16 protein-coding genes, 1 tRNA gene and 1 other annotated feature are annotated in these 22383 nt (G+C 41.4%); of the genes, 16 read left to right on the top strand and 1 reads right to left on the bottom strand.

Annotated features, from left to right (window positions below):
- Positions 1 to 23 precede the first annotated feature (23 nt).
- From BUQ87_RS08315 to BUQ87_RS08275, 9 genes are all read left to right on the top strand, one after another.
- Entirely contained in the window at positions 24 to 1163 is a 1140-nt protein-coding gene (locus tag BUQ87_RS08315; protein ID WP_038262527.1) for a tetratricopeptide repeat protein, read from the top strand.
- A 68-nt stretch (positions 1164 to 1231) separates the two neighbouring features.
- Positions 1232 to 1305: transfer RNA gene (locus BUQ87_RS08310), tRNA-Gly, on the top strand.
- A 212-nt stretch (positions 1306 to 1517) separates the two neighbouring features.
- Positions 1518 to 3467 (top strand): glycoside hydrolase family 13 protein, encoded by a 1950-nt coding sequence (locus BUQ87_RS08305; protein ID WP_038262530.1) that lies wholly within the window; start codon positions 1518 to 1520, stop codon positions 3465 to 3467.
- Between the two features lie 10 nt (positions 3468 to 3477).
- Entirely contained in the window at positions 3478 to 5436 is a 1959-nt protein-coding gene (gene glgB, locus BUQ87_RS08300) for a 1,4-alpha-glucan branching protein GlgB (RefSeq protein WP_242943813.1), read from the top strand.
- Positions 5437 to 5567: 131 nt separating this feature from the next.
- Positions 5568 to 6692, top strand: a complete 1125-nt coding sequence (locus tag BUQ87_RS15035; protein WP_038262533.1) for a glucose-1-phosphate adenylyltransferase — start codon at positions 5568 to 5570, stop codon at positions 6690 to 6692.
- A gap of 18 nt (positions 6693 to 6710) precedes the next feature.
- Positions 6711 to 7829, top strand: coding sequence for a glucose-1-phosphate adenylyltransferase subunit GlgD (gene glgD / locus BUQ87_RS15030; RefSeq protein WP_038262536.1), 1119 nt, complete (start codon positions 6711 to 6713; stop codon positions 7827 to 7829).
- A gap of 65 nt (positions 7830 to 7894) precedes the next feature.
- Complete coding sequence (gene glgA / locus BUQ87_RS08285; protein WP_038262539.1) at positions 7895 to 9343, top strand: glycogen synthase GlgA; 1449 nt, start codon at positions 7895 to 7897, stop codon at positions 9341 to 9343.
- A gap of 52 nt (positions 9344 to 9395) precedes the next feature.
- Positions 9396 to 11822, top strand: coding sequence for a glycogen/starch/alpha-glucan phosphorylase (locus BUQ87_RS08280; RefSeq protein WP_038262543.1), 2427 nt, complete (start codon positions 9396 to 9398; stop codon positions 11820 to 11822).
- A gap of 180 nt (positions 11823 to 12002) precedes the next feature.
- Positions 12003 to 13523 (top strand): bifunctional ADP-dependent NAD(P)H-hydrate dehydratase/NAD(P)H-hydrate epimerase, encoded by a 1521-nt coding sequence (locus BUQ87_RS08275; RefSeq protein ID WP_052635955.1) that lies wholly within the window; start codon positions 12003 to 12005, stop codon positions 13521 to 13523.
- Here BUQ87_RS08275 and BUQ87_RS08270 read toward each other — a convergent pair.
- Entirely contained in the window at positions 13509 to 14423 is a 915-nt protein-coding gene (locus tag BUQ87_RS08270) for a ribonuclease H-like domain-containing protein (RefSeq protein WP_052635957.1), read from the bottom strand. The genes BUQ87_RS08275 and BUQ87_RS08270 overlap by 15 nt on opposite strands.
- Positions 14424 to 14797: 374 nt before the next feature.
- On the opposite strand from BUQ87_RS08270, the gene BUQ87_RS08265 reads away from it, so the two are divergent.
- The 7 genes from BUQ87_RS08265 (at position 14798) to ilvD (ending at position 22364) form a co-directional block, all read left to right on the top strand.
- Complete coding sequence (locus BUQ87_RS08265) at positions 14798 to 16795, top strand: ATP-dependent helicase (protein ID WP_038262548.1); 1998 nt, start codon at positions 14798 to 14800, stop codon at positions 16793 to 16795.
- A gap of 200 nt (positions 16796 to 16995) precedes the next feature.
- Positions 16996 to 17823: a zinc transporter ZupT gene (gene zupT / locus BUQ87_RS08260; protein ID WP_038262552.1), complete on the top strand. Its 828-nt coding sequence runs from the start codon at positions 16996 to 16998 to the stop codon at positions 17821 to 17823.
- A 19-nt stretch (positions 17824 to 17842) separates the two neighbouring features.
- On the top strand, positions 17843 to 18583 hold the full coding sequence (locus BUQ87_RS08255; protein WP_038262555.1) for an SIMPL domain-containing protein: 741 nt from the start codon (positions 17843 to 17845) through the stop codon (positions 18581 to 18583).
- Positions 18584 to 18780: 197 nt separating this feature from the next.
- Entirely contained in the window at positions 18781 to 18921 is a 141-nt protein-coding gene (locus BUQ87_RS15170; protein WP_159434290.1) for a hypothetical protein, read from the top strand.
- A gap of 90 nt (positions 18922 to 19011) precedes the next feature.
- Positions 19012 to 19264, top strand: a binding site (T-box leader).
- Between the two features lie 165 nt (positions 19265 to 19429).
- Positions 19430 to 19672 carry an ACT domain-containing protein gene (locus BUQ87_RS08250; RefSeq protein ID WP_038262558.1) on the top strand — a complete coding sequence of 81 codons (243 nt, stop codon included), beginning with the start codon at positions 19430 to 19432 and terminating at the stop codon, positions 19670 to 19672.
- Between the two features lies 1 nt (position 19673).
- The gene (ilvC, locus tag BUQ87_RS08245) at positions 19674 to 20666 is read left to right on the top strand and encodes a ketol-acid reductoisomerase (RefSeq protein ID WP_038262560.1); all 993 of its coding nucleotides are present in this window, start codon (positions 19674 to 19676) and stop codon (positions 20664 to 20666) included.
- 36 nt (positions 20667 to 20702) lie between these two features.
- Entirely contained in the window at positions 20703 to 22364 is a 1662-nt protein-coding gene (ilvD, locus tag BUQ87_RS08240; RefSeq protein ID WP_038262564.1) for a dihydroxy-acid dehydratase, read from the top strand.
- Positions 22365 to 22383 lie beyond the last annotated feature (19 nt).

The following is a 22383-nucleotide window of genomic DNA, read 5'->3' as shown; positions in this document are numbered from 1 at the left end:
GCAAATGGAGGTAGTTTTATTTTATGAAGTCTCATATAGAAAAATATCTGCTGGACAGGACGAAAGACATTTCGTTCATAAGTATAAAGGAAAATGCGGAATTAAACATTAAGGGATACACGCTTCCCAAGGCGGGACTGGATATTCCTGTTCTAAATGCAGACCTTGCAAAAGGGATACAGGATGGAACGGCGCAAAAGGGCATAAGCGTGGCCTCGATAGCAAGGGGCATAATAGACATAATAGGAACTGATCCTTCCTTTAGAAACAACGGGGAATACAAGAAGATGCTCTCTGCGATGTATCAGGACATAGGGGGATATATCGAATACAGCGGAGTCAAAATGGCCAACGAGGGCAAAAAGACTGACGCTATAGTCTATTTCAGGGCGCTGATGGAATTGGACGAGAAAAACATAAACGGGCTTTACAACTATGCGCTTCTTTGCCAGGATGTGGCTTTTTCATGTGACAGTGAAAAAGAGAGCAAAAAGCGCAGGGATTTTTTGAAAGAGGCTAAGAGTTATTTTGAAAAGCTTGCAAACGAGTATCCTGACTTTTCGAAGGGGATTTACAACCTTGCATTTTTTAAATATGAAGAAGGCGAATATGAACAGGCCAAAAATATGTGGAACGAATCCGTTGAGGCGGGACTTGACGAGGAACTTGAGCAAAGAGCCATTGAGATGATAGGGCTTTGCGCGGACAAGGTCAAGATTGAAGAGGGCATAGAGCTTGTAATATCAGGCGAGTCTCATGCGGCGCTTGAGACGCTGCTTCCTCTTGTAAACAAGCATGCGGGAGACTGGAAGCTGCTATTTTTCATAGGGGTTGCATACAGGCAGCTTGGAGAGGTCCAGGAGGCCATGATGTACTTTAGGGACATACTCCTTATCGACAAGGACAATGTGGATACCATGGTTGAGATGGGACTTTGCAAGGCTATGCTTGGAGAGCTGAAAGAGTCTGTTGATCATTTTGAAAATGCTCTAAAGCTCAGAAGCGATGATCCCGAGATACTGTGCAATGCAGCAATGGCATACTACAACATGGGAGATATGGAAAAGGCGAATGAATACATTCAAAAATCATTTGAAATAGACCCTGATGATGAGATAACGCAGGCATGCCATTTGGAAATAGAAAAAAAACAAAATAAATAAAGTGAATATATTGACGTGGACGATTTAATGTGATATCATATTTTTCGTTGGAAAGAGAAATATGATATGCGGGTGTAGCTCAGTGGTAGAGCCCCGGCCTTCCAAGCCGGTTGCGAGGGTTCGATCCCCTTCACCCGCTCCAGTAAAAAGAGCCCTTTTGCAGGTTTCCCTGTAGGAGGGTTTTTTGTTTTTTGAACAGATTGACTCCGCAGTTTATGCAGCATGAAATTTGAAACTCCTTAAAGGGCATTGGCGTTTGAAAAATAGTTTGAATTTTATATTTAGAATCATTTATACATGGGTATAAATAATAAGATTTCAATGTTTTGTCAATGTCAAAAATGGAGGGGCCCTATGATTGAAATTTTACATGATTCTCATGATGAATTTTACAGGAGCCCGTTTGGGGCTGTGACATGCGATGCTTTGGTCAAACTCAGACTGGATGTGTCGGGTGTGGAAGACATATCAAATATAAAGCTTCTCATAAGGAAAGACGGAATGAATGTTGAAGACCTTGATATGGGATTTGAATTTAAGAATAAAGGTGTGTCGACATATGCTATAGATATGAAAATGCCTTGCGATCCATATATAGTATGGTATTTTTTCGCTGTGATTACAGAGCATGAAACAATATATTACGGGAACAATGAAAAGACGCTTGGCGGAAAAGGCATTAAGTACCAGCACAAAAATCCTCTGCCTTTCCAAATAACAGTATATAAACCCACATACAACACTCCGAAGTGGTACAGGGAGTCGATTGTCTATCAAATATTTGTTGATAGATTTTTTAATGGAAACTTAGACGGAGAGGTTTCAAACCCCAAGCCCCAAAGTTTTATTCACTCAAACTGGAGCGACACCCCGTTTTATGTTAAGAACGGGCGGGGCGAAATAGTGAAATGGGATTTTTATGGGGGCAACATAAGAGGCATAATAGAAAAACTGGACTATTTAAAAGATCTTGGAGTGGGATGCATATACATGAATCCAATTTTTGAAGCCGTAAGCAACCATAAATATGACACTGGAGACTACAAGAAGATAGACCCCATGTTTGGAGACGAAAATGATATTGAACGCCTTTGCGCTTTGGCGGGTTATAGGGGCATCAACATAGTGCTTGACGGAGTATTCAGCCATACAGGAAGCGACAGCGTATACTTCAACAAAGAGGGCAAATACGACGAACTGGGGGCGTACCAGTCAAATAATTCAAAGTACCACAGCTGGTACAAGTTCGAAGAGCATCCCGATAAATACAAGGGCTGGTGGGGAGTAAAGGATCTTCCGGAGGTGAACGAGCTGGAAGAGAGCTACACGGATTTTATAATATGGGATGAAGACAGCGTAATAAGCCGCTGGATGGAAAAGGGAGTAATGGGCTGGAGGCTTGACGTTGCGGACGAGCTTCCTGACGAGTTCATAGAACAGCTCAGAACCAGGATAAAGAGCATAGATGAAGACGCCGTAATAATTGGAGAGGTATGGGAAGACGCATCAAACAAGATAAGCTATGGAAAGAGAAGAAACTATTTCAGCGGGCTTGAACTTGACGGGGTGATGAACTATCCTTTCAGGAAGATATTATCGGAGTACATACTGGGAGGCATGTCGTCCAATGAGGCGGGGAAACGTCTTTGGAGCATGTATGAAAACTATCCCAGGCAGGCTTTTTATTCAAACTTGAATGTGATTGGAAGCCATGACGTCGTGAGGATACTGACTCTTTTAGGGGAGGCTCCGGATGAAAAGAGTCTCGATGATTTTGAAAGATACGAATTCCATCTTTCACAGGAAAACAGGGAGCTAGCCATAAAGAGGCTAAAACTCATGTCTCTTGTGCAGATGACATTCCCCGGGGTTCCGTGCATATACTACGGAGACGAGGCGGGACTTGAAGGCTACAGCGATCCGTTCAACAGGGCGGCTTTTCCCTGGGGGGATGAAGAAAGAGAACTTTTGGACTGGTATAAAAAAGTGACTCACATAAGGAATACAAATGATGCACTCAAAAGGGGAGGCTGGAAACTCATAGATTCCTGTGATGATGTATTTGCATTTGCAAGGATTATGAATGAAGGCGATCTGGAATGCGGTGAAGACGACGTGATAATTGTTGCAGTCAACAGAAGCAGACACGAAAAAGCCGTACTCAATGCGCAAATCAGAGATGTGGTCCACCAGAGGGAATGCGAACTGGAAGATGTTGTGACTGGAAAAAGGTACCATACCAGATGCGGAGTTCTTGTACTTGAGATTGAAGAATTAGGGGCGGTTGTTCTTAAGCATATATAAACTAAACTATATGGAAAGGGTTGCAGTTAAAATGAATAAAAACGGCGTAGGCTACATGACTCTAGATGATTTTCAAATGCATCTTTTTAACGAGGGAAGATACCACCACAGCTATAATATCATGGGGGCCCACATTAATGAATGCAGGGGCAAAAAAGGCGTAAGTTTCAATGTATGGGCCCCAAATGCAAAAGCCGTGAGGGTGGTGGGCGATTTTAACAATTGGAACGGTAGCGGTTTTGATATGAAAAGGGTCAAAAAATCAGGCATATGGAATATTTTCATAGAAGGGCTTGGGCAGGGGGATATATATAAATACGAGGTTAAAGCGCAAAATGGCAAAAAGACTCTAAAGTCTGACCCTTATGCGTTTTTTTCAGAAAAGAGTCCAAACACCGCCTCTAAAATAGTTTCACTCGAGGGATACGGCTGGGGCGATGGGAAGTGGATGGGCGAAAAAAAGAAAAAAGACCAGTACAGTTTGCCCATGAACATATACGAGCTCCATCTGGGGTCGTGGAAGACAAGGAATGACGGAAGCTTTTATACATACAGGGAGATTGCAGATGAGCTGTGCGAGTACCTGAAAGATATGAAATACACACATGTAGAGCTGATGCCCATTACAGAGCATCCCTTTGGGGGTTCATGGGGTTACCAGTCTACGGGGTATTACAGCGTCACAAGCAGATATGGGACTCCCCAGGATTTCATGTACTTTGTGGACAAATGCCATCAAAGCGGCATAGGAGTTATACTGGACTGGGTTCCCGGCCATTTTTGCAAGGACGAACACGGCCTCTACAGATTTGACGGAACACCTACATACGAGTATAAAAGCATGATTAAAGGGGAGCATCCCGAGTGGGGAACAGCGAATTTTGACCTTGGAAGAACAGAGGTACAGAGCTTTTTGATTTCAAACGCCATATTCTGGTTTGACATGTACCATATAGACGGCATGAGGGTGGATGCGGTTGCCAACATGCTTTATCTTAACTACTGCAGGGAGGACGGGCAGTGGGAGCCGAACAGATATGGAGGGTGCGAGAACATAGAGGCTGTAGAATTTTTGAGAAGCCTCAACAAAGCGGTGTTCAGCTATCATCCTCATGCGCTCATGATTGCAGAGGAATCCACTGCATGGCCTCTTGTTACGGCGCCGACATATCTTGGCGGGCTTGGCTTCAACTACAAGTGGAACATGGGCTGGATGAACGACATGCTAAAGTATATGGAGATTGACCCGATTCACAGGAAGTGGAATCACAACCTTATAACATTTTCGCTTACATATGCATTTTCTGAAAATTATGTGCTGCCCCTTTCTCATGACGAGGTTGTTCACGGCAAGAAGTCGCTTCTGGACAAGATGCCTGGAGACTACTGGCAAAAATTTGCGGGACTCAGGATGTTTTATGCATACATGTTTGCGCACCCTGGAAAGAAGCTGATTTTTATGGGGGGGGAATTCGGACAGTTCATAGAATGGGACTACAAAAAGGAGCTCGACTGGTTCCTTACTGAATATGATATGCACTCAAAGCTTATGGACTATGTAAGAAAACTCAACGGGATATATATTGATGAAAAATCGCTTTGGGAAAAGGATCATCAGCAGGAAGGGTTTGAGTGGATAGACCTTCACAACTACGAGGAAAGCGTAATAGCCTTTATGAGAAAGGGCAGTGAAGAGGGAGAATTTTTAATAGGAGTATTTAACTTCACCCCTGTAGAAAGATTTGGATACAGGATAGGGGTTCCGAATATGGGGGAATACGAAGTCGTAATGACAAGCAATGACATTGAGTTTGGAGGAAATGGAAGAGGCACATGTGAAAGCATATGCTCGCAGGATCTCGCGTGGAATAATCAAAAGTATTCTGTAGAACTTGACATAGGCCCTTTGACAGCTATTTACATAAAGTTGAAAAAAGACATGAGGGCTTCAAATCCAAATAAGCTGTAAAGATATAAATAAAAGGTATGTTTTTAAAATATGCACGTTAATTGTTTTAATCAAACGCCTATGTGGATATATATTTATTGTGGGACTGTAGAAAATTAAATAGTTTAAGCCGATGGAGAGGAGATAGCATCATGAAGAGAAAGAAAAAAGAAGCCATAGCGATGATATTGGCAGGTGGACAGGGAAGCAGGCTGGGGGCGCTGACGAAGGAAAATGCAAAGCCAGCTGTTCCTTTTGGGGGAAAATACAGGATAATAGACTTTCCGCTGAGCAATTGCTCGAATTCGGGAATATATACGGTTGGAGTGCTTACACAGTACCAGCCTCTTATACTCAATACACATATAGGGATAGGCAGCTACTGCGACCTTGACAGAATGGATGGAGGAGTGAGCATATTGCCGCCTTTTGTAAGCAGGGAAGGTGGAAGATGGTACAAGGGGACTGCAAATGCCATATATGAAAACAGGGAATTTGTGGATGTGTATGATCCGGAATACATAATAATACTCTCGGGAGACCACATATATAAAATGGACTATTCGAAAATGCTCAAGTACCACAAGGAAAAAGGAGCCCATGCTACTATATCGGTAATGGAGGTTCCGTGGGAGGATACGAGCAGGTTTGGAATAATGAACTGCGATGAGGATGACGAGATATATGAATTTGAAGAAAAGCCTCAAAATGCAAAGAGCAATTTGGCATCTATGGGGATATATATATTCAACTGGAAGCTTTTGAAGGAATATTTAAAAGCCGACGAAGAGGATATAGAGTCGGATAATGACTTTGGAAAGAACATAATACCTAAAATGCTAGAAGAAGGTAATAAAATGTGTGCGTACAGGTTTGACGGATACTGGAAGGACGTCGGTACTGTAAAGAGCCTTTGGGAGGCCAATATGGACCTTTTAAAGGACGATAATGAGCTGAATCTCTATGACAGAAGCTGGAGGATATATTCGGTAAACCCTATAAGCCCTCCGCATTTCATATCCAACGAAGCAAGTGTGAAATCGAGCCTTTTGAATGAAGGGTGCGTAATATACGGAGAGATACAAAACTCTGTGCTTTTTCCGGATGTAGAAGTGGAAATGGGAGCCAAGGTGGTCGATTCTGTGATAATGTCTAGCGCCAAGATAGAAGAGGGCGCTGTTGTTGAAAGGGCCATAATAGGTGAAGGTGTTGTAATAAAGGCAGGGCAAAAAATAGGGGATATTGACTCTGAAGACATAGCACTTATAACGGAATAGACATGGAGGAGATTTAGTATGAAGGATGTAATGGGTATAATCAATCTTAGCGAAAATGAAGAAAATATAAAAGAACTCACTTATAACAGGCCTGTAGCCTCTATACCGTTTTTAGGAAGATACAGGCTTATAGATTTTGTACTCTCGAACATGGTTAACGCTGGAATTGAAAACGTGGGGGTGTTTGCCTGCAGCAAATTCAGCTCACTCAGGGATCACTTGGGATCGGGCAAGCCGTGGGACCTGGACAGGAAGATAGACAGGCTTTTTCTTTTGAGCCCGGAGCTTCAAAACTATGCCACGTCAATGCAGGAAGGCGATTTGAAAAATTTCAAGGACCATCTTGATTATATAAAAAAAAGCAGGCAGGAATACGTCATACTCTCAAAAAGCTACATGGTTTTCAACATGGACTATACAAAGGCGTTCGAATACCATAAGGATTCAGGCGCCGACATAACAATAATATACAAGAGTGAATGTGAAAACATAGAAAAGTTCCTAAACTGCGACACCTTGAATCTTGATGAAAACGGCAATGTGATAAGCATAGGAACCAATATGGGTTCTAAGACATGCAGCAATATATCAATGGAAATGTATATAATGAAAAAACAAATACTTGTGGATGTGATAGAGGATTCCATATCAAAAGGATATGCAAACTATCTTAAGGACGTAATTTTCATGAATATTGAAAACTACAATGTGAATTCATATGAATACAAGGGGTATCTTGCATGCATCAATTCCCTTAAAAACTATTATGATGCGAGCATGGAGGTTCTAAACACGGAAAACTCAAGAGAGCTTTTCAGCAAGCACGGACTTATATATACTAAGGTCAAAGACGAAGCCCCTACAAGGTACGGACAGCACAGCAATGTTAAAAACTCGCTTGTTGCAAACGGATGCACTATAGACGGGGAGGTCCAAAACAGCATAATATTCAGGGGAGTACGGATCAAGAAGGGATCATGCATCAAAAACAGCATAGTAATGCAAAGAAGCGAACTTGACGAAAATGCAAATATAGAAAATGCAATACTTGACAAGCATGTCATAATAACGAATGGCAAGGAGCTTAAGGGAGATATAAAAAGTCCCATAGTCATAAGAAAAGGTACTGTGATATAGAAAACGTTTAGTGAAGGATTTTATGAAAAACAGTAAGCTGAATATACTATTTGGAGGCGATTTAATTGACCAGGGTTTTATTTGCATCGTCAGAAGCATATCCTTTTATAAAGACTGGGGGGCTTGCGGATGTGTCATTCGCTCTTCCTAGGGAGCTCAGAGGATATGGCGTAGATGCCAGGGTTATAATACCAAAATATATGGATATAAGTGAAGAATTCAAGAATAAAATGAGATTTGTAAAGAGCTTCAACGTACAGGTTGGGTGGAGAAACCAGTACTGCGGAGTATTTGAAATGGACTATGAAGGCGTTCCATTTTACTTTATCGACAATGAGTACTATTTTAAAAGAGGCGGGGTATATGGATTTTATGATGAAGCCGAAAGGTTTGCCTTTTTTTCAAGGGCTGTACTCGAATTCATAGGGAATATGGATTTCAAGCCGGAGATAATACACTGCAATGACTGGCAGACGGCAATGGTTAGCCCTCTCCTCAAAAGCCAGTATGCATTTAACATGGAAATGTCGGGTATAAAGACTGTATTCACCATACACAACCTGAAATACCAAGGCATATACGGCCCGGAGGTTCTTGGCGATCTTTTCGGACTGGGATATGAACATATGAACCCATCGGGACTTGAATTCTATGGGGATGCCAACTTCATAAAGGGCGGACTCAACTATACTGATGCAATAACAACTGTAAGCGACACTTATGCGATGGAGATACAAGATCCGTATTATGGAGAGAGACTTGACGGGGTGCTAAGAGATAAAAGCTCCAATCTTCACGGCATATTGAATGGAATAGACTATAAGATATATGATCCGTCCACTGACACTAATATCGTGCGAAATTATGATGCGGATAGCGCATCTGAAGGAAAGACCACAAACAAGTTGGAGCTTATGGATATGCTGAATTTGAATAGGGGTTCGGATGTTCCCCTAATAGGAATGGTCAGCAGGCTTACAGACCAGAAGGGGCTTGACCTTTTGGAGCGTATAATGCAGGATTTGATGAAAAACACAAATGCAAGCATGGTCATACTTGGAACAGGAGAGCAGAGATATGAAAACTCTTTCAGACATTTCGAATCAATGTATCCGGGAAGGCTTTCGGTGAACCTTAAATTCGACAACAAGCTGGCACATATGATATATGCATCGTGCGACATGTTCCTTATGCCGTCGAAGTTCGAGCCCTGCGGGCTGAGCCAGCTCATATCACTTAGATATGGAACGCTTCCTATTGTCAGGGAGACGGGAGGGCTAAGGGATACAGTGACTTCTTACAACAAGTATACGGGCGAGGGGAACGGCTTTAGCTTTTCGAACTACAATGCGCATGAAATGCTTTACACTATTGAAAGGGCGGTAGAACTGTACAGAGACAAAAAGACTTGGGATTCAATTGTTAAAACTGCTATGAAAGAGGATTTTAGCTGGAAGAAGTCAGCGCTAATGTACAAGAGTCTTTACAACAAGGTTTTGAATAACAGCTTATGATAAAAAGCAAGCCAGTGACTGGCTTGCTTTAGATTTCAGGGAGGTTTTCGCAATGGATTTGAGCAAAAAGAGATTCAAAAGCGACTTTATAAATGGGCTTATGGCGAAAAGGGCAAAAAGTGTCAAGGAGGCTTCGGCTTGGGATTTATATGCCACGCTTGGAAGTATTGTAAGGGGCTATCTTTCGAAAAACTGGGTGGATACAAACACTGCATACAGCCGAATAGGGACAAAACAGGTTTATTATTTTTCGATGGAGTTTTTGACTGGAAAGCTTTTGGAAAAGCACCTGATCAATTTGGACATAATTGAGGTGTGCAAAGACGGCCTCGGTGAACTGGGTATAGATCTTGATGAGATACTCCATGTAGAAAAGGACCAGGGGCTTGGGAATGGCGGTCTTGGAAGACTTGCCGCGTGCTTTTTGGATTCCATGGCGGCCATAGGAATACCGGGGCATGGATGCGGCATAAGATACAAGAGGGGATTTTTCGAGCAGGAAATAGTGGATGGATACCAGGTGGAAAGGCCTGAAAAATGGCTTGCAGAAGAAAACATATGGGAGATAAAAAAGCCGGACAAATCCGTGGAGGTAAGATTTTGGGGAGATGTAAGGGCTAGCAGTAAAAGCGGAAGCATGGAGTTCATACACGAAAACTATGAACCTATAATTGCAGTCCCATATGATACGCCGGTTGTAGGCCATACTAACAGCACTGTCAATACGCTGAGATTGTGGAGCGCTGAACCTGCAAGAAAAGATTTTGACTTTTCGCTGTTCAACAAGGGGAATTACCTTAAAGCAATGGAATACAACTATCTTGTAGAGTCTATATCTGAAATGCTCTATCCAAATGACTCCCACCCGGAAGGGAAACTTTTGAGGCTCAAGCAGGAATATTTTCTTGTGTCTGCGGGAATTCAAAGCATAGTTAGGACTTTTAAAAAGAATAAAAGGCCTATAGAAGAGTTTGATGAATATGTGTCTATACATATAAATGACACTCATCCGTCGCTTGCAATACCAGAACTCATGAGGATACTCATGGACGAGGAAGGGCTTGGCTGGGATCAGGCCTGGAAGATCACTACAAACACAATATCGTATACAAACCATACAATAATGGCGGAAGCGCTTGAAAAATGGCCAATAGACATGTTCAAAAGCCTTCTTCCAAGGATATACATGATAGTATATGAGATAAACGAAAGATTTTGCGCCAATGTGTGGAAAAAATATAATGGCGATTGGGATAGGATAGCGAGGATGGCAATAATAGCAAATGGATATGTCAAAATGGCATATCTTTCAATAGTGGGCAGCCACAGCGTAAATGGGGTTGCAAGGCTTCATACAGAGCTTCTGGAGAAACAAGAGCTTAGGGATTTTGCGCAGTTTTATCCAAACCGGTTCAACAACAAGACAAATGGTATAACCCATAGAAGGTGGCTGTTGCAGTCGAATAAAGGACTTTCAAATCTTATAAGCGAATCAATAGGCACGGAGTGGATAAAGCATCCGAGAAAGCTCAGGAAGCTGGAAAAACATATTGATGATAGTGCGTTTCTGGACAGACTGTATGAAATAAAGCATCAAAATAAGATTAGGCTTGCAAATCACATAAAAGACATCTACTCAATAGATGTGGACCCAAACTCGATATTTGATATACAGGCCAAGAGGCTTCATGAGTATAAAAGGCAACTTTTGAATGTACTCAATATAATGCACATATATAACAAACTGATTGAAAATCCCAATATGGACATGACACCAAGGACATTTATATTTGGTGCGAAGGCTGCACCTGGATATGATATGGCAAAAAACATAATAAAGCTTATAAACACGGTGGCCGACAGGGTGAACAACGATATCAGGGTCAGAGGCAAGCTGAAGGTTGTATTTCTTGAAAACTACAGGGTTTCGCTTTCTCAGATAATGATTCCGGCGGCAAACGTGAGCGAGCAGATATCAACTGCCACAAAGGAAGCTTCTGGAACTGGAAATATGAAATTCATGATGAATGGAGCTATAACCCTTGCGACTCTTGATGGAGCTAATATAGAAATACATGAGTCTGTGGGAGATGAAAACATAGTTTTGTTTGGCCTTGAAAAGGATGATGTACTTGAGTATTACAATAATGGAAGGTACATACCTTTGGACATATATAATTCGGACGTTCGGATAAAAAGAGTTGTGGACCAGCTTACAAATGGATTTTTGGGAGTGGGCAATGAGGAGTTTGCCGGCATAAGATATGCGCTGACCAGAGACAATGAGCCATATTTCATATTAAAAGATTTTGATTCATATGTACAGGCCCAAAAGAGGATAAGCGTACTTTATGAGGATAAATGTAAATGGCAAAAAATGTCACTGGTGAACATAGCACGTTCAGGGAAGTTTTCGAGTGATGAAACCATAAGAAGATATGCAGCAGATATATGGAATGTAAAACCTATAAATAGATAGACAGATGAAAAGAGCCGGCAGACGCCGGTTCTTTTTAGTTAAACCATATATGTACAGGTGCGCAAGTTGTGAATGTTCGGGTGTTTCTAAAAATATATAGAAATATTGATTGTATTTCGTATAAAGTGCATGTGTATTTGCTATAATAAACGTATAAAACAAACATAGGAGGAGATGGATTTGGAAAAAGTTTTGTTTTCTTTTGAAATGAAAAGTACAGACGCAAAGGCGATAAGGGAATATTCAATACCGGGAATGGTGCTCATGGAGAATGCGGGGAGAAAGACATTTGAAATAATACAAAGGCGCTTTCCGTGCAAAGATAAAAAAATGCTTGTGGCATGTGGAATAGGCAATAATGGAGGAGACGGCTATGTCGTGGCAAGACATCTTAGCAACAACGGATATGATGTAGTTGTCTCTGTAGCGGGGAAGAAGGAGGACATACGGGGAGATGCCCTCTTAAATCTTGAAATAATTGAGAAGATGGGGATAAAGGTGGCCTATGCATATACAGGAGATGACTTTAAGGATTTCATGAATGAAAACAGTTTTGAAGTCATAGTGGATGCGATATTTGGAATAGGAATAGACAGACCTGTAGAGGGAAAAATGAAAGATGTGATAGAGTGCATAAACGAATATGAGCCTAAGGAATATGTATTTTCAGTAGATCTGCCTTCAGGCATAAATGCAGACACGGGATTTGTAATGGGATGCGCAGTCAATGCGGATGAGACGGTTACATTTGCATCTTACAAGCCTGCCCACATAATAAATGACGGAATATATCACAGCGGAAAGACCGAGGTTGTCGACATTTCAATACCAAAAGCCATACTGAACGACTTTGACAGGAATATTCTCGACAAGGAGCACATATGCAAAATGTTCAAAAAGAGAAAGGGAAATTCACACAAGGGGACGTACGGTAAAATCGGCATAGCGGCTGGAAGCAGGAATATGCCAGGTGCGGCACTACTCTGCTCGAAAGCGGCCATGAGAAGCGGAAGCGGAATAGTCAACCTCTATGTTGACTATAACACTTTTGCAGCGGTATCGGGTAAAAACGCAGAAGTAATAACTGTGGAATCAGACTTTTCGGATGCAAACTTCATGCTTGAAAGCCTTGAAAAAATGGATGCGATACTCGTAGGGCCGGGACTGTCGCAGGCCAGTGAAAGAAAAGCACTTGTGGAAAAACTTGTCAAGTCTCAGGTTCCTATGGTAATAGATGCCGACGGGCTCAATGTGCTAAAGGGTAATCTGGAGATAATTAGGAAAAAGGACATAATAATAACTCCTCATATAGGAGAAATGGCAAGGCTTCTGGGGACGGATACCAAATATGTGATTGAAAACTGCATAAGCGTTGCCAGAAAATTTGCTTCAGACTACGGAGTCACAGTGGTGCTCAAGGGGACTGCTACGATTATAGCATCGCCCGGAGAGCAGACATATGTATGCTGCGATCCCAATCCAGGCATGGCCACTGCGGGAAGCGGAGATGTGCTTTCGGGCATAATAGTGAGCATGCTGGGGCAGGGGTATTCCCTTTCGGAATCTGCCATGCTGGGTGTTTACATACACAGCATAGCGGGAAGGTTTGCGCTTGAAGAGTTTGGGGAGTACTCACTCCTAGCCCCTGACATAATAGACATGATTTCCAAAAGCATCAAGTATATTTTACAGGGGAAATAGGGCCCTAAGTATAAGGCTTCCTATTTGGGATATATTTTCCTTGATAAAAGACTCTTTTTTTACTGGAATCAGGCTGCCTGCGTCAAAAGCAAGCAGCCTTTTTCCGTCTGAGTGGTTTGCCCTTATGAGATCTATGTCCATTTCTATAGAATCATTTTTTGATTTTACGCTGAAGTTTTTTTCATAAACCTCAAAGGGCATCGGAATATTTGAACTCAGGCTGTAAACAATTGAGAGTGAAAGACCCTTCACTTTGAATGATTCCATAAATGCCAGAGATTCTTGCCCGTTTATATTCAAGGAGGTAGAGTTTTGGGCCTTTTTGCTTTTTATAAAGTCCCTTATATTTAGAAGCTTTGAAAGATAGTATATGTCGTCGTGGTTATGAAGCAGTATTTTACTTTTGAGATTTTCATCCTGACTCTTTTCAAACAATTCGTAAAGCTGTACGCTTTCTTTTCCGGAAATGGTGTCGTCTCTTTGTATTCCAAGGGCTATTTCTATATCCTTTAGGCGGCAGCTTTCAAGGCCAAGAAGATCCTTGTTTGACCTTACAATTTTAAGAAGATCTATTCCGTTTTCCTTTTCGATATGAAAATCTATACCGCAATTTTCAAGCCTCGCATTTAAAAAAGGGATGTCGAATGAAAACCCATTATACGATATGTGTCCTTCGAATGTATTGAAGAGCTCCTTGAAATAAAATAGAAGCTCCTTTTCGCTTTGCCTGTTGTGTGCGAAAATCTGCTTTATATGCGTCTTGCCGTCTTTTTCGAAAAGAACGCCTATGAGTATAACGTGGGAATGCGAGTGGCTGAGTCCCGTAGTCTCTATGTCGAATATGCAGTGATTTTCAGGCAGTCCCATTTTTTCATCCATAGTATGCGAAATTATTTCCATGAATTAAGTCCTCCTTTTTAACAGGAAAGTTCGTTGGAACCCGTCTTTTAATGCAGCGGATTGGAGAGCTGGACGGGATGTGAACTATATTTTAAAATTAAAAGTTAGTAAATATTTTGTAAAAATTGTTTTAGGAAATACATATGTTATCATAATAAGTGGATAGTCCGTAGTTTATTATGATTATAAGTTTGAGTTTTATAGCTGCTGTAGAGATTTCCATGCGGAAATTCAATATGTTCGATTTTGGCTTTTCTTGTGTATATTATACTTTGACTGAGTGTTAAATATCAAGGAGCTGTATATTACCGAATACAGATGTGAATTGGCAGCTGATGGCTAAAAGCTTTATATAGAAGGTGGGTAATGGCGATATGTACAATGGGTTGGATAACGAACAGATAGAGGCTATGAAGCATTTCAAGGGTCCATGCGCTGTAATAGCGGGTCCCGGTTCTGGAAAGACCAGGGCGATAACATACAGGATTGCGAATTTGATAAAAAACAATGGAGTAAGTCCTAAAAACATACTTTCAATAAGCTTTACAAGAGCATCTGCGCTCGAAATGAAGGAAAGGGCCATAGGGATTTGCCAGGAGAGCTGCAATTGTTCATTTGGAACGTTCCACTCGGTGTTTTTCAGGATGCTCAGGGCATTTAGGGCCTATAGCTCTGACAATGTGCTTGATGAAAATTCGAAAAAAAAGATCATTAAGAACATATTGGTGACGTTTTCGGTGGAAAACGCCCAAGATGATGATTTTGTATCTGAGGTGATACTTGAGATTTCGTATATAAAAAATGACATGATTCCAATCGGGGAGTTCAATTCCCAAGTGATTTCAAATGATGAGCTGCAAAAGGTGTTCGAATCGTATGAAAATTACAAAAAAGAGATGAACAAGATAGACTTCGATGACATGCTGACACTTACGCACAGGCTTTTTGAGGAGGATGAGAAGGCGCTTGAATATGTAAGAGGCAGGTACAAATATATACTAATAGACGAGTTTCAGGACATAAACAGGGTTCAGCTTGAGACCGTGAAAATGCTGGTGTCAAGCGAGCAAAACATTTTCGTGGTGGGGGACGAGGACCAGTCCATATACGGGTTCAGAGGCGCAAGGCCGGAGTTTTTAAGCGAGTTTGAAAACTATTTCTCGCCTGTAAGGAAGATAATACTTAGCTCAAACTACAGGTCTGCGGCGAGCATAGTTGAGTCGGCCAACAGCCTCATAAGAAATAACAGAGAGAGAAATTTTAAGAATATAAAGCCTGTAAGAGAGGATGATGGTGACGTGAACATTGTCAGCGCCAAGGATTCTGTAGACGAGGCTGAAAAAATAGCAAATGACATAATGGAAAGGGTAAGAAAGGTTTCAATGGACTTTTCTGACTTTGCGGTCATATACAGGACAAATATGCAGTCCAGGGCTGTAATAGATATTTTTATGGACCACAACATACCATTCACGGTTGCTGACAGGATAGTCACTGTTTACGACCACTGGGTCGCAAAGGATGTCATAGCATATCTCAAGGCATCGTGTGAAATGGCGTCGGGAGACGACTACAAGAGGATAATAAACAAGCCCTTCAGATACATCTCAAAGGACAGCATAGCTAGTGCAAGGGGATGCATGGACTTTATAGAAGGGCTAAAGAGGTATTCGAATCTCCACAAGGTGCAGATAAAGACGCTCGACGAGATGAAAAGGGATTTGGCTCTGATGTCAAGTGCTGCACCTGAGGATGCAATTTCTGTTTTAAGGACCCAGATAGAATATGACAGGTATATACTGGAGTATTCGGATAAGAGGAGCATAAAGCCTGAGGGGCTTTTTGAAGTCCTTGACGAGATGCAGGAATCGGCTAAGTATTTTTCGGATATAAAAGCATTTATTGAGCACATAGACAATGTCAAAACAGAAATTTTGGAGCAGAGAAAAAAGAAAATTGAAAACAGCGTTACGCTTACAACAATGCATGGCGCAAAGGGTCTGGAATTCCAGAATGTATATGTAATAGGCGCTGTAGAGGGGATATCTCCGCATGAAAAGAGCGTGGAAGAAGGTATGGAAGAGGAAAGAAGACTTTTTTATGTTGCGCTCACAAGGGCCAAAGACAGCGTTCAAATATATGTTCCAAAGCAAAAATACGGCAAATCGACAAGCCCATCCAGGTTTGTCGATGAAATGTATACATGTGCAGAATGCGCAGATAAAGGTGAATATGTGTATCACAAGAATTTTAAAAGGGGACTTGTTATAGAAAAAGATGAAAAAACCATAACGGTCAAGTTTGGCGATGGCATAAAGGTACTTGACTATATAGCCTGTTTAAAAAAGAAGCTTATCACAAGAGGAAAATAAAATAGTGCACAATGAAAGTAAAATAGTATAAAAAAATAGACGGCTGGGAAGGGATAATGAAAATGTAATAATGATGATAAAAATGTGATATAATGTAAAGTTAAGAAGATTCGCAAAATTACAAAATGGGTTTGAAGAGGATAATAATGGATATCATATTTGTATAAAACTATTGAAACTTATTGTATTGGAGGAAGCTTATGCCTAGTGAAAACTTGATGATGGCATTTGGACTGACACTTTTTGCAGGCCTTGCAACTGGTGTGGGAAGCGCACTTGCATTTTTTGCAAAAACTACTAACAAAAAATTCTTGTCATATTCACTTGGTTTTTCAGCAGGAGTCATGGTTTATGTGTCTTTTGTTGAAATTTTCTTTAAGGCCAAGGACTCTCTTGTTGAATTTATGGGAGTGAAGCTGGGAAACTGGATAACTGTGGCGGCTTTTTTTGGGGGAATGGCTTTTATAGCTGTAATAGACAAACTTGTTCCGGCATTTGAAAACCCGCACGAAGTGAGAAGTGTTGAGCAAATGGGAGAAGTCGAGGAGCTTCGCGGCGGGGAAACGGATAAAAAGACAAAGCTCTTAAGGCTTGGGCTTTTTTCAGCGATTGCAATAGGTATACACAATTTTCCAGAAGGACTTGCTACATTTACAGCGGCTCTTAAGGATGTATCCCTTGGAATCCCAATTGCAGTTGCGATAGCAATACATAACATTCCCGAGGGGATAGCCGTTTCCGTTCCAATATATTATGCCACTGGAAACAAGAAAAAGGCATTCTACTATTCGTTTTTGTCGGGGCTTGCAGAGCCTATCGGAGCGATTGTGGGATATGTGCTTTTCCTTAGGTTCTTCAATGATCTTGTGTTTGGGATTCTTTTTGCGGGGGTTGCTGGGATAATGGTGTTCATATCTTTTGATGAACTGCTTCCGGCAGCAAGGGAATACGGGGAACATCACATATCCATATACGGTCTTATATCGGGAATGATTGTAATGGCGATAAGTCTTTTGATGTTTGTATAGACGGATTGGAGGGGTTATTATGGAAAACGGCGGCAAAAATAAAGCTATACCTGTGGCGGCTCTTATGTTGTCGGTAGCATTAATTATTTCATCCATTGTAGTTATGGGAGGATTTGTAAAGGTAAAGTCGCTTCAAAACACCCTTTCGGTTAAAGGTTCGGCAAAAAAACAGATCAAATCCGATTTTGCAGTTTGGACAGGCAGTTTTAGCGTGCAGTCGTCAGAATTGTCGAATGCATATGGCATGCTAAGTGAAAGTGCAAAAAAGGTAAAGGAGTATCTGGTGGAAAACGGAGTTCCTGAACAGGACATAGTCTTTTCGGCGATAAATACATCAACATATAATGAAATTTTGCCTAATGGCGTATATACAAACAGAATTGAAAGCTATAGGCTCTATCAAAATGTTGAAATAAATTCTAATGATATAGACAAGATAACACAGATTTCAAGAAAGTCTACGGAACTTATAAATGAGGGTGTTGAATTTCAGTCTAATTCCCCACAATATTTCTATACAAAACTTTCAGATTTGAAATTAGAGATGATAGAGCTTGCGGCGCAGGATTCGAAGCAAAGGGCGCAGAAACTTCTTTCTGTAACAGGAAATAAGCCTGGAAAACTAAGGTCCGCAAGACTTGGGGTTTTTCAAATTACTCCGCTTTATTCAAATGAAGTATCCGACTATGGAATAAATGATACCACGTCAATAGAAAAAGAAATCACAGCGGTTGTTTCTTGTGAATTTGAAGTAAACTAAAAATCTGGATTGGGACTAGAATTAGCTGTGCGACTTATTTCGACAAAAAGATTAAATAAAATAAAATCATCCTGTATGAAATTTTGAAAATCTTTTTTAAATTAGGGTTGTGTGGGTATAATAAATAAAAAATATGTATTAGTATATATAGCTTTGCAACGTAAAACAGCAGCTGGTTTTGACATGGGGGAATGGTTATGGACGAGAGAGATCTAGAACTTAGGGAAAAAGAACAGATAATAAAGATAATGAAGAACATAATAAAGCAGATGGCGAAAGAGATAGAACATTTAAAGAAAGAGCTCGAGGAAAAAGAGGTCAATATCAAAAAATACTAAAAACATAAAAAATTCAGACAATATGCTTGACATATTGTCTGAATGCTTTTATAATAGCATACATAGAAATCGAAAATGAAATGAATTGAGTCAAAAGTTTAGACGGAGACAAAAATACCTGTTTGCATGATTATAGAGAGCTAATGGTTGGTGGAAATTAGCATCGTGTGAGGTGTACAATGATCACTCCCGAGCTGCCAAGTCGAAAGAATCCAAGTAGGCAAGGCCGGTCGCCACCGTTATATGGCTATATGGTTAAGGCTTGCCCCTGACCTGAGTTTAGAGATGGCTTTTGCCATGAATTAGGGTGGTACCACGAGGAATATATACCTTCGTCCCTATAACTATATATTATAGTTGTAGGAGCGAAGGTTTTTTGTTTACAAAAATTCAAAAGTGGGCCGAGCTGTTAACATATATATTTGAGAATCAGAATGACGGGGAGAGCTGCAAATATCGAAATTTGAATATTCGAAATCTTCAAAAATATTTCGGAGGGGGAATTAATATGGATAGAATGCTAAGTGTAAAGGTTGAAAGCGGTATGGAATCTCTTTTGAGAGTTGTAGGAGTTTTGAGAAGAAAGGAATTCTCTATAAAAAATTTACAAATGGATTTTTCAGACTGTGGGACATCAAGCCTTTTTATAACTATAAATGATGGAGAAAGACTTGGAGTAAATCAGGCAATAAAGCATATGGAAAAGCTTGTAGATGTATTTGAAATAGAAGAACTTAAGGGGGAAAATTAAAATGGCAAAAATGTACTACGAAAAAGACGGAGATTTCAACGTGATAAAGGACAGAAAAGTTGCGGTAATAGGATATGGAAGCCAGGGTCACGCCCATGCGCTAAACCTTAAGGAAAGCGGAGCGGATGTTGTAATAGGGCTTCACAAGGGCAGCAAGTCAGCTGAAAAGGCGAGACAAGATGGATTCGAGGTATATGAAGTTGCTGAGGCTGCAAAGATGGCTAATGTAGTAATGCTGCTTATTCCGGATGAAAAGCAAAGACAGGTTTACGAGGAGAGCATAAAGGACAATCTTAATGAAGGCGATGCACTTGCATTTGCACATGGATTCAACGTACACTTCACTCAGATTACACCGCCTGAAAACGTAGACGTATTCATGGCAGCTCCAAAGGGACCTGGTCACCTTGTAAGAAGAGTGTACACCGAAGGAGGGGGAGTTCCGGCTCTTATAGCTATCCATCAGGACTACAGCGGCAAGGCAAGAGATATTGCAATGTCTTATGCAATAGGAATAGGTTCGGCAAGAGCAGGAGTTCTTGAGACGTCGTTTAAAGAAGAGACAGAAACAGATCTTTTCGGAGAGCAGGCAGTACTTTGCGGAGGGGTTACAGAGCTTATAAAGGCAGGATTTGATACACTTGTAAACGCGGGATACCAAAAGGAAGTCGCATATTTCGAGTGCCTTCACGAGCTAAAGCTTATAGTGGACCTTCTTTACGAGGGCGGATTCGAAAACATGAGATACAGCATATCTGATACTGCTGAATACGGAGACTACATGATAGGAAGAAGAGTGGTTACTGACGAGACCAGAGCAGAGATGAAAAAGGTGCTTTCTGAAATCCAAAATGGGGAATTTGCAAGAAACTGGCTTATGGAAAATGCGCTTAACAGGCCTAATTTCAACTCTATAAAGAGAAATGAACTTGAGCATCCTATAGTAGAGGTTGGAAAAGAGCTAAGATCTATGATGACTTGGATAAACAAATAAGATAATACAGACTAAACGGTTTTGGGGGTAGCGATTGTGAATAGTGAAAATGTAAAATGCGGAAGCCAGAAAGCTCCACACAGGTCTTTGTTGAAGGCTTTGGGGCTTAGTGACAAGGAGATTGAAAAACCTTTCATAGGAGTTGTAAATTCCTTCAATGAGATAGTTCCCGGACATATAGGGCTCAGGGAAATAGCTGAAGCCGTGAAAAAGGGAGTGCTTATGGAGGGCGGAACCCCGTTTGAATTTCCTACAATAGCGGTTTGCGATGGAATAGCGATGAACCACGAGGGAATGAGATATTCTCTTGCGAGCAGGGAGATAATAGCGGACAGCATAGAGATAATGGCAAGGGCACACGGCTTTGACGGGCTGGTGCTTATTCCGAATTGTGACAAGGTTGTTCCGGGAATGCTTATGGCTGCAGCCAGACTTGACATTCCTGCTATAGTTGTAAGCGGCGGGCCTATGCTTGCGGGAAGGTCATTAAGCGGCAAGTCGGATCTTACAACTGTATTTGAAGGAGTAGGAGCGCTTGCGAGCGGAAAGATCACTGAAGAAGAGCTATACAATCTTGAAGAGGACGCCTGCCCGACATGCGGGTCGTGCTCTGGAATGTTCACTGCGAATTCAATGAACTGCATGAGCGAAGTGCTTGGAATGGCCCTTCCTGGAAATGGAACAATACCGGCCGTATATTCGCATAGGAAAAGACTTGCAAAAGAGGCCGGAATGCAGATAATGGAGCTTGTGAGAAAGGACATAAGACCTAGCGGCATACTTACTGAAAAGGCGTTTGAAAACGCCCTTGTAGTTGATATGGCGCTTGGATGTTCTACAAACACAGTGCTCCACCTTACTGCCATAGCAAATGAGGCGGGAGTGCATGTAGACCTTGACAAGATAAACAACATAAGTTCAAAGACTCCTAATCTTTGCAAGCTTTCTCCAGCGGGACCTCACCATATAGAGGACCTTAACATGGCGGGGGGAATAACCGCTGTGATAAACGAGGTTTCAAAACTTGAAGGAATGATTCACCTTGATCAGATTACGGTTACAGGAAAGAGCATGGGAGAAGTAATAAAGGGAAAAGAGAAAAAATCCGATGTGATTGCATCGATTGAAAAGCCTCACAGCACTACCGGGGGAATTGCGGTGCTAAGGGGAAGCCTTGCTCCTGACGGTGCGGTAGTCAAAAAGTCGGCCGTTGTTGACGCGATGCTTCAAACTACTGCAAAGGCAAGGGTGTTTGAATCGGAGGAGGATTCTGTAGAGGCTATACTCTCAGGAAAAATAGAAAAAGGTGACGTTATAGTAATAAGGTACGAGGGGCCAAAGGGCGGACCTGGAATGAGAGAGATGCTTTCTCCTACATCGGCACTTGGAGGAATGGGCCTTGACAGGCACGTATCGCTTATAACAGATGGAAGATTCTCAGGGGGAACAAGAGGAGCGGCAATAGGACACGTGTCTCCGGAAGCAAGCGAGGGAGGACCAATAGCATATGTGATGGAGGGAGACCTTGTAAAGATAGACATGCTAAACGGAATACTCGATCTGCTTGTAGACGAAGCTGAAATGGCAAAGAGAAAAGAGTCGGTTCAGCTTAAGCAGAAGAGTTACAAGGGGTATCTTGGAAGATATGCAAAGATGGTTTCTTCGGCAGCTCAGGGAGCAGTATTTAAAAAAGACTAAGACATAATTTTTTTGAGAA

Origin of the sequence: Peptoclostridium litorale DSM 5388, from assembly GCF_900141635.1 — a bacterium.
Classification (GTDB): Bacteria; Bacillota; Clostridia; order Peptostreptococcales; family Peptostreptococcaceae; genus Peptoclostridium; species Peptoclostridium litorale.
The sequence above is the reverse complement of the archived record's forward strand: the minus strand, read 5'-3'. Positions and strand labels throughout refer to the sequence as shown.

Excerpts from the sequence above, each read along its gene's own strand:
- BUQ87_RS08315 (WP_038262527.1), top strand. The coding sequence starts at position 24 with ATGAAGTCTCATATAGAAAAATATCTGCTGGACAGGACGAAAGACATT.
- BUQ87_RS08305 (WP_038262530.1), top strand. The coding sequence starts at position 1,518 with ATGATTGAAATTTTACATGATTCTCATGATGAATTTTACAGGAGCCCG.
- glgB (WP_242943813.1), top strand. The coding sequence starts at position 3,478 with ATGGAAAGGGTTGCAGTTAAAATGAATAAAAACGGCGTAGGCTACATG.
- BUQ87_RS15035 (WP_038262533.1), top strand. The coding sequence starts at position 5,568 with ATGAAGAGAAAGAAAAAAGAAGCCATAGCGATGATATTGGCAGGTGGA.
- glgD (WP_038262536.1), top strand. The coding sequence starts at position 6,711 with ATGAAGGATGTAATGGGTATAATCAATCTTAGCGAAAATGAAGAAAAT.
- BUQ87_RS08280 (WP_038262543.1), top strand. The coding sequence starts at position 9,396 with ATGGATTTGAGCAAAAAGAGATTCAAAAGCGACTTTATAAATGGGCTT.
- BUQ87_RS08270 (WP_052635957.1), bottom strand. The coding sequence starts at position 14,423 with ATGGAAATAATTTCGCATACTATGGATGAAAAAATGGGACTGCCTGAA.
- BUQ87_RS08265 (WP_038262548.1), top strand. The coding sequence starts at position 14,798 with ATGTACAATGGGTTGGATAACGAACAGATAGAGGCTATGAAGCATTTC.
- zupT (WP_038262552.1), top strand. The coding sequence starts at position 16,996 with ATGCCTAGTGAAAACTTGATGATGGCATTTGGACTGACACTTTTTGCA.
- BUQ87_RS08255 (WP_038262555.1), top strand. The coding sequence starts at position 17,843 with ATGGAAAACGGCGGCAAAAATAAAGCTATACCTGTGGCGGCTCTTATG.
- BUQ87_RS15170 (WP_159434290.1), top strand. The coding sequence starts at position 18,781 with ATGGACGAGAGAGATCTAGAACTTAGGGAAAAAGAACAGATAATAAAG.
- BUQ87_RS08250 (WP_038262558.1), top strand. The coding sequence starts at position 19,430 with ATGGATAGAATGCTAAGTGTAAAGGTTGAAAGCGGTATGGAATCTCTT.
- ilvC (WP_038262560.1), top strand. The coding sequence starts at position 19,674 with ATGGCAAAAATGTACTACGAAAAAGACGGAGATTTCAACGTGATAAAG.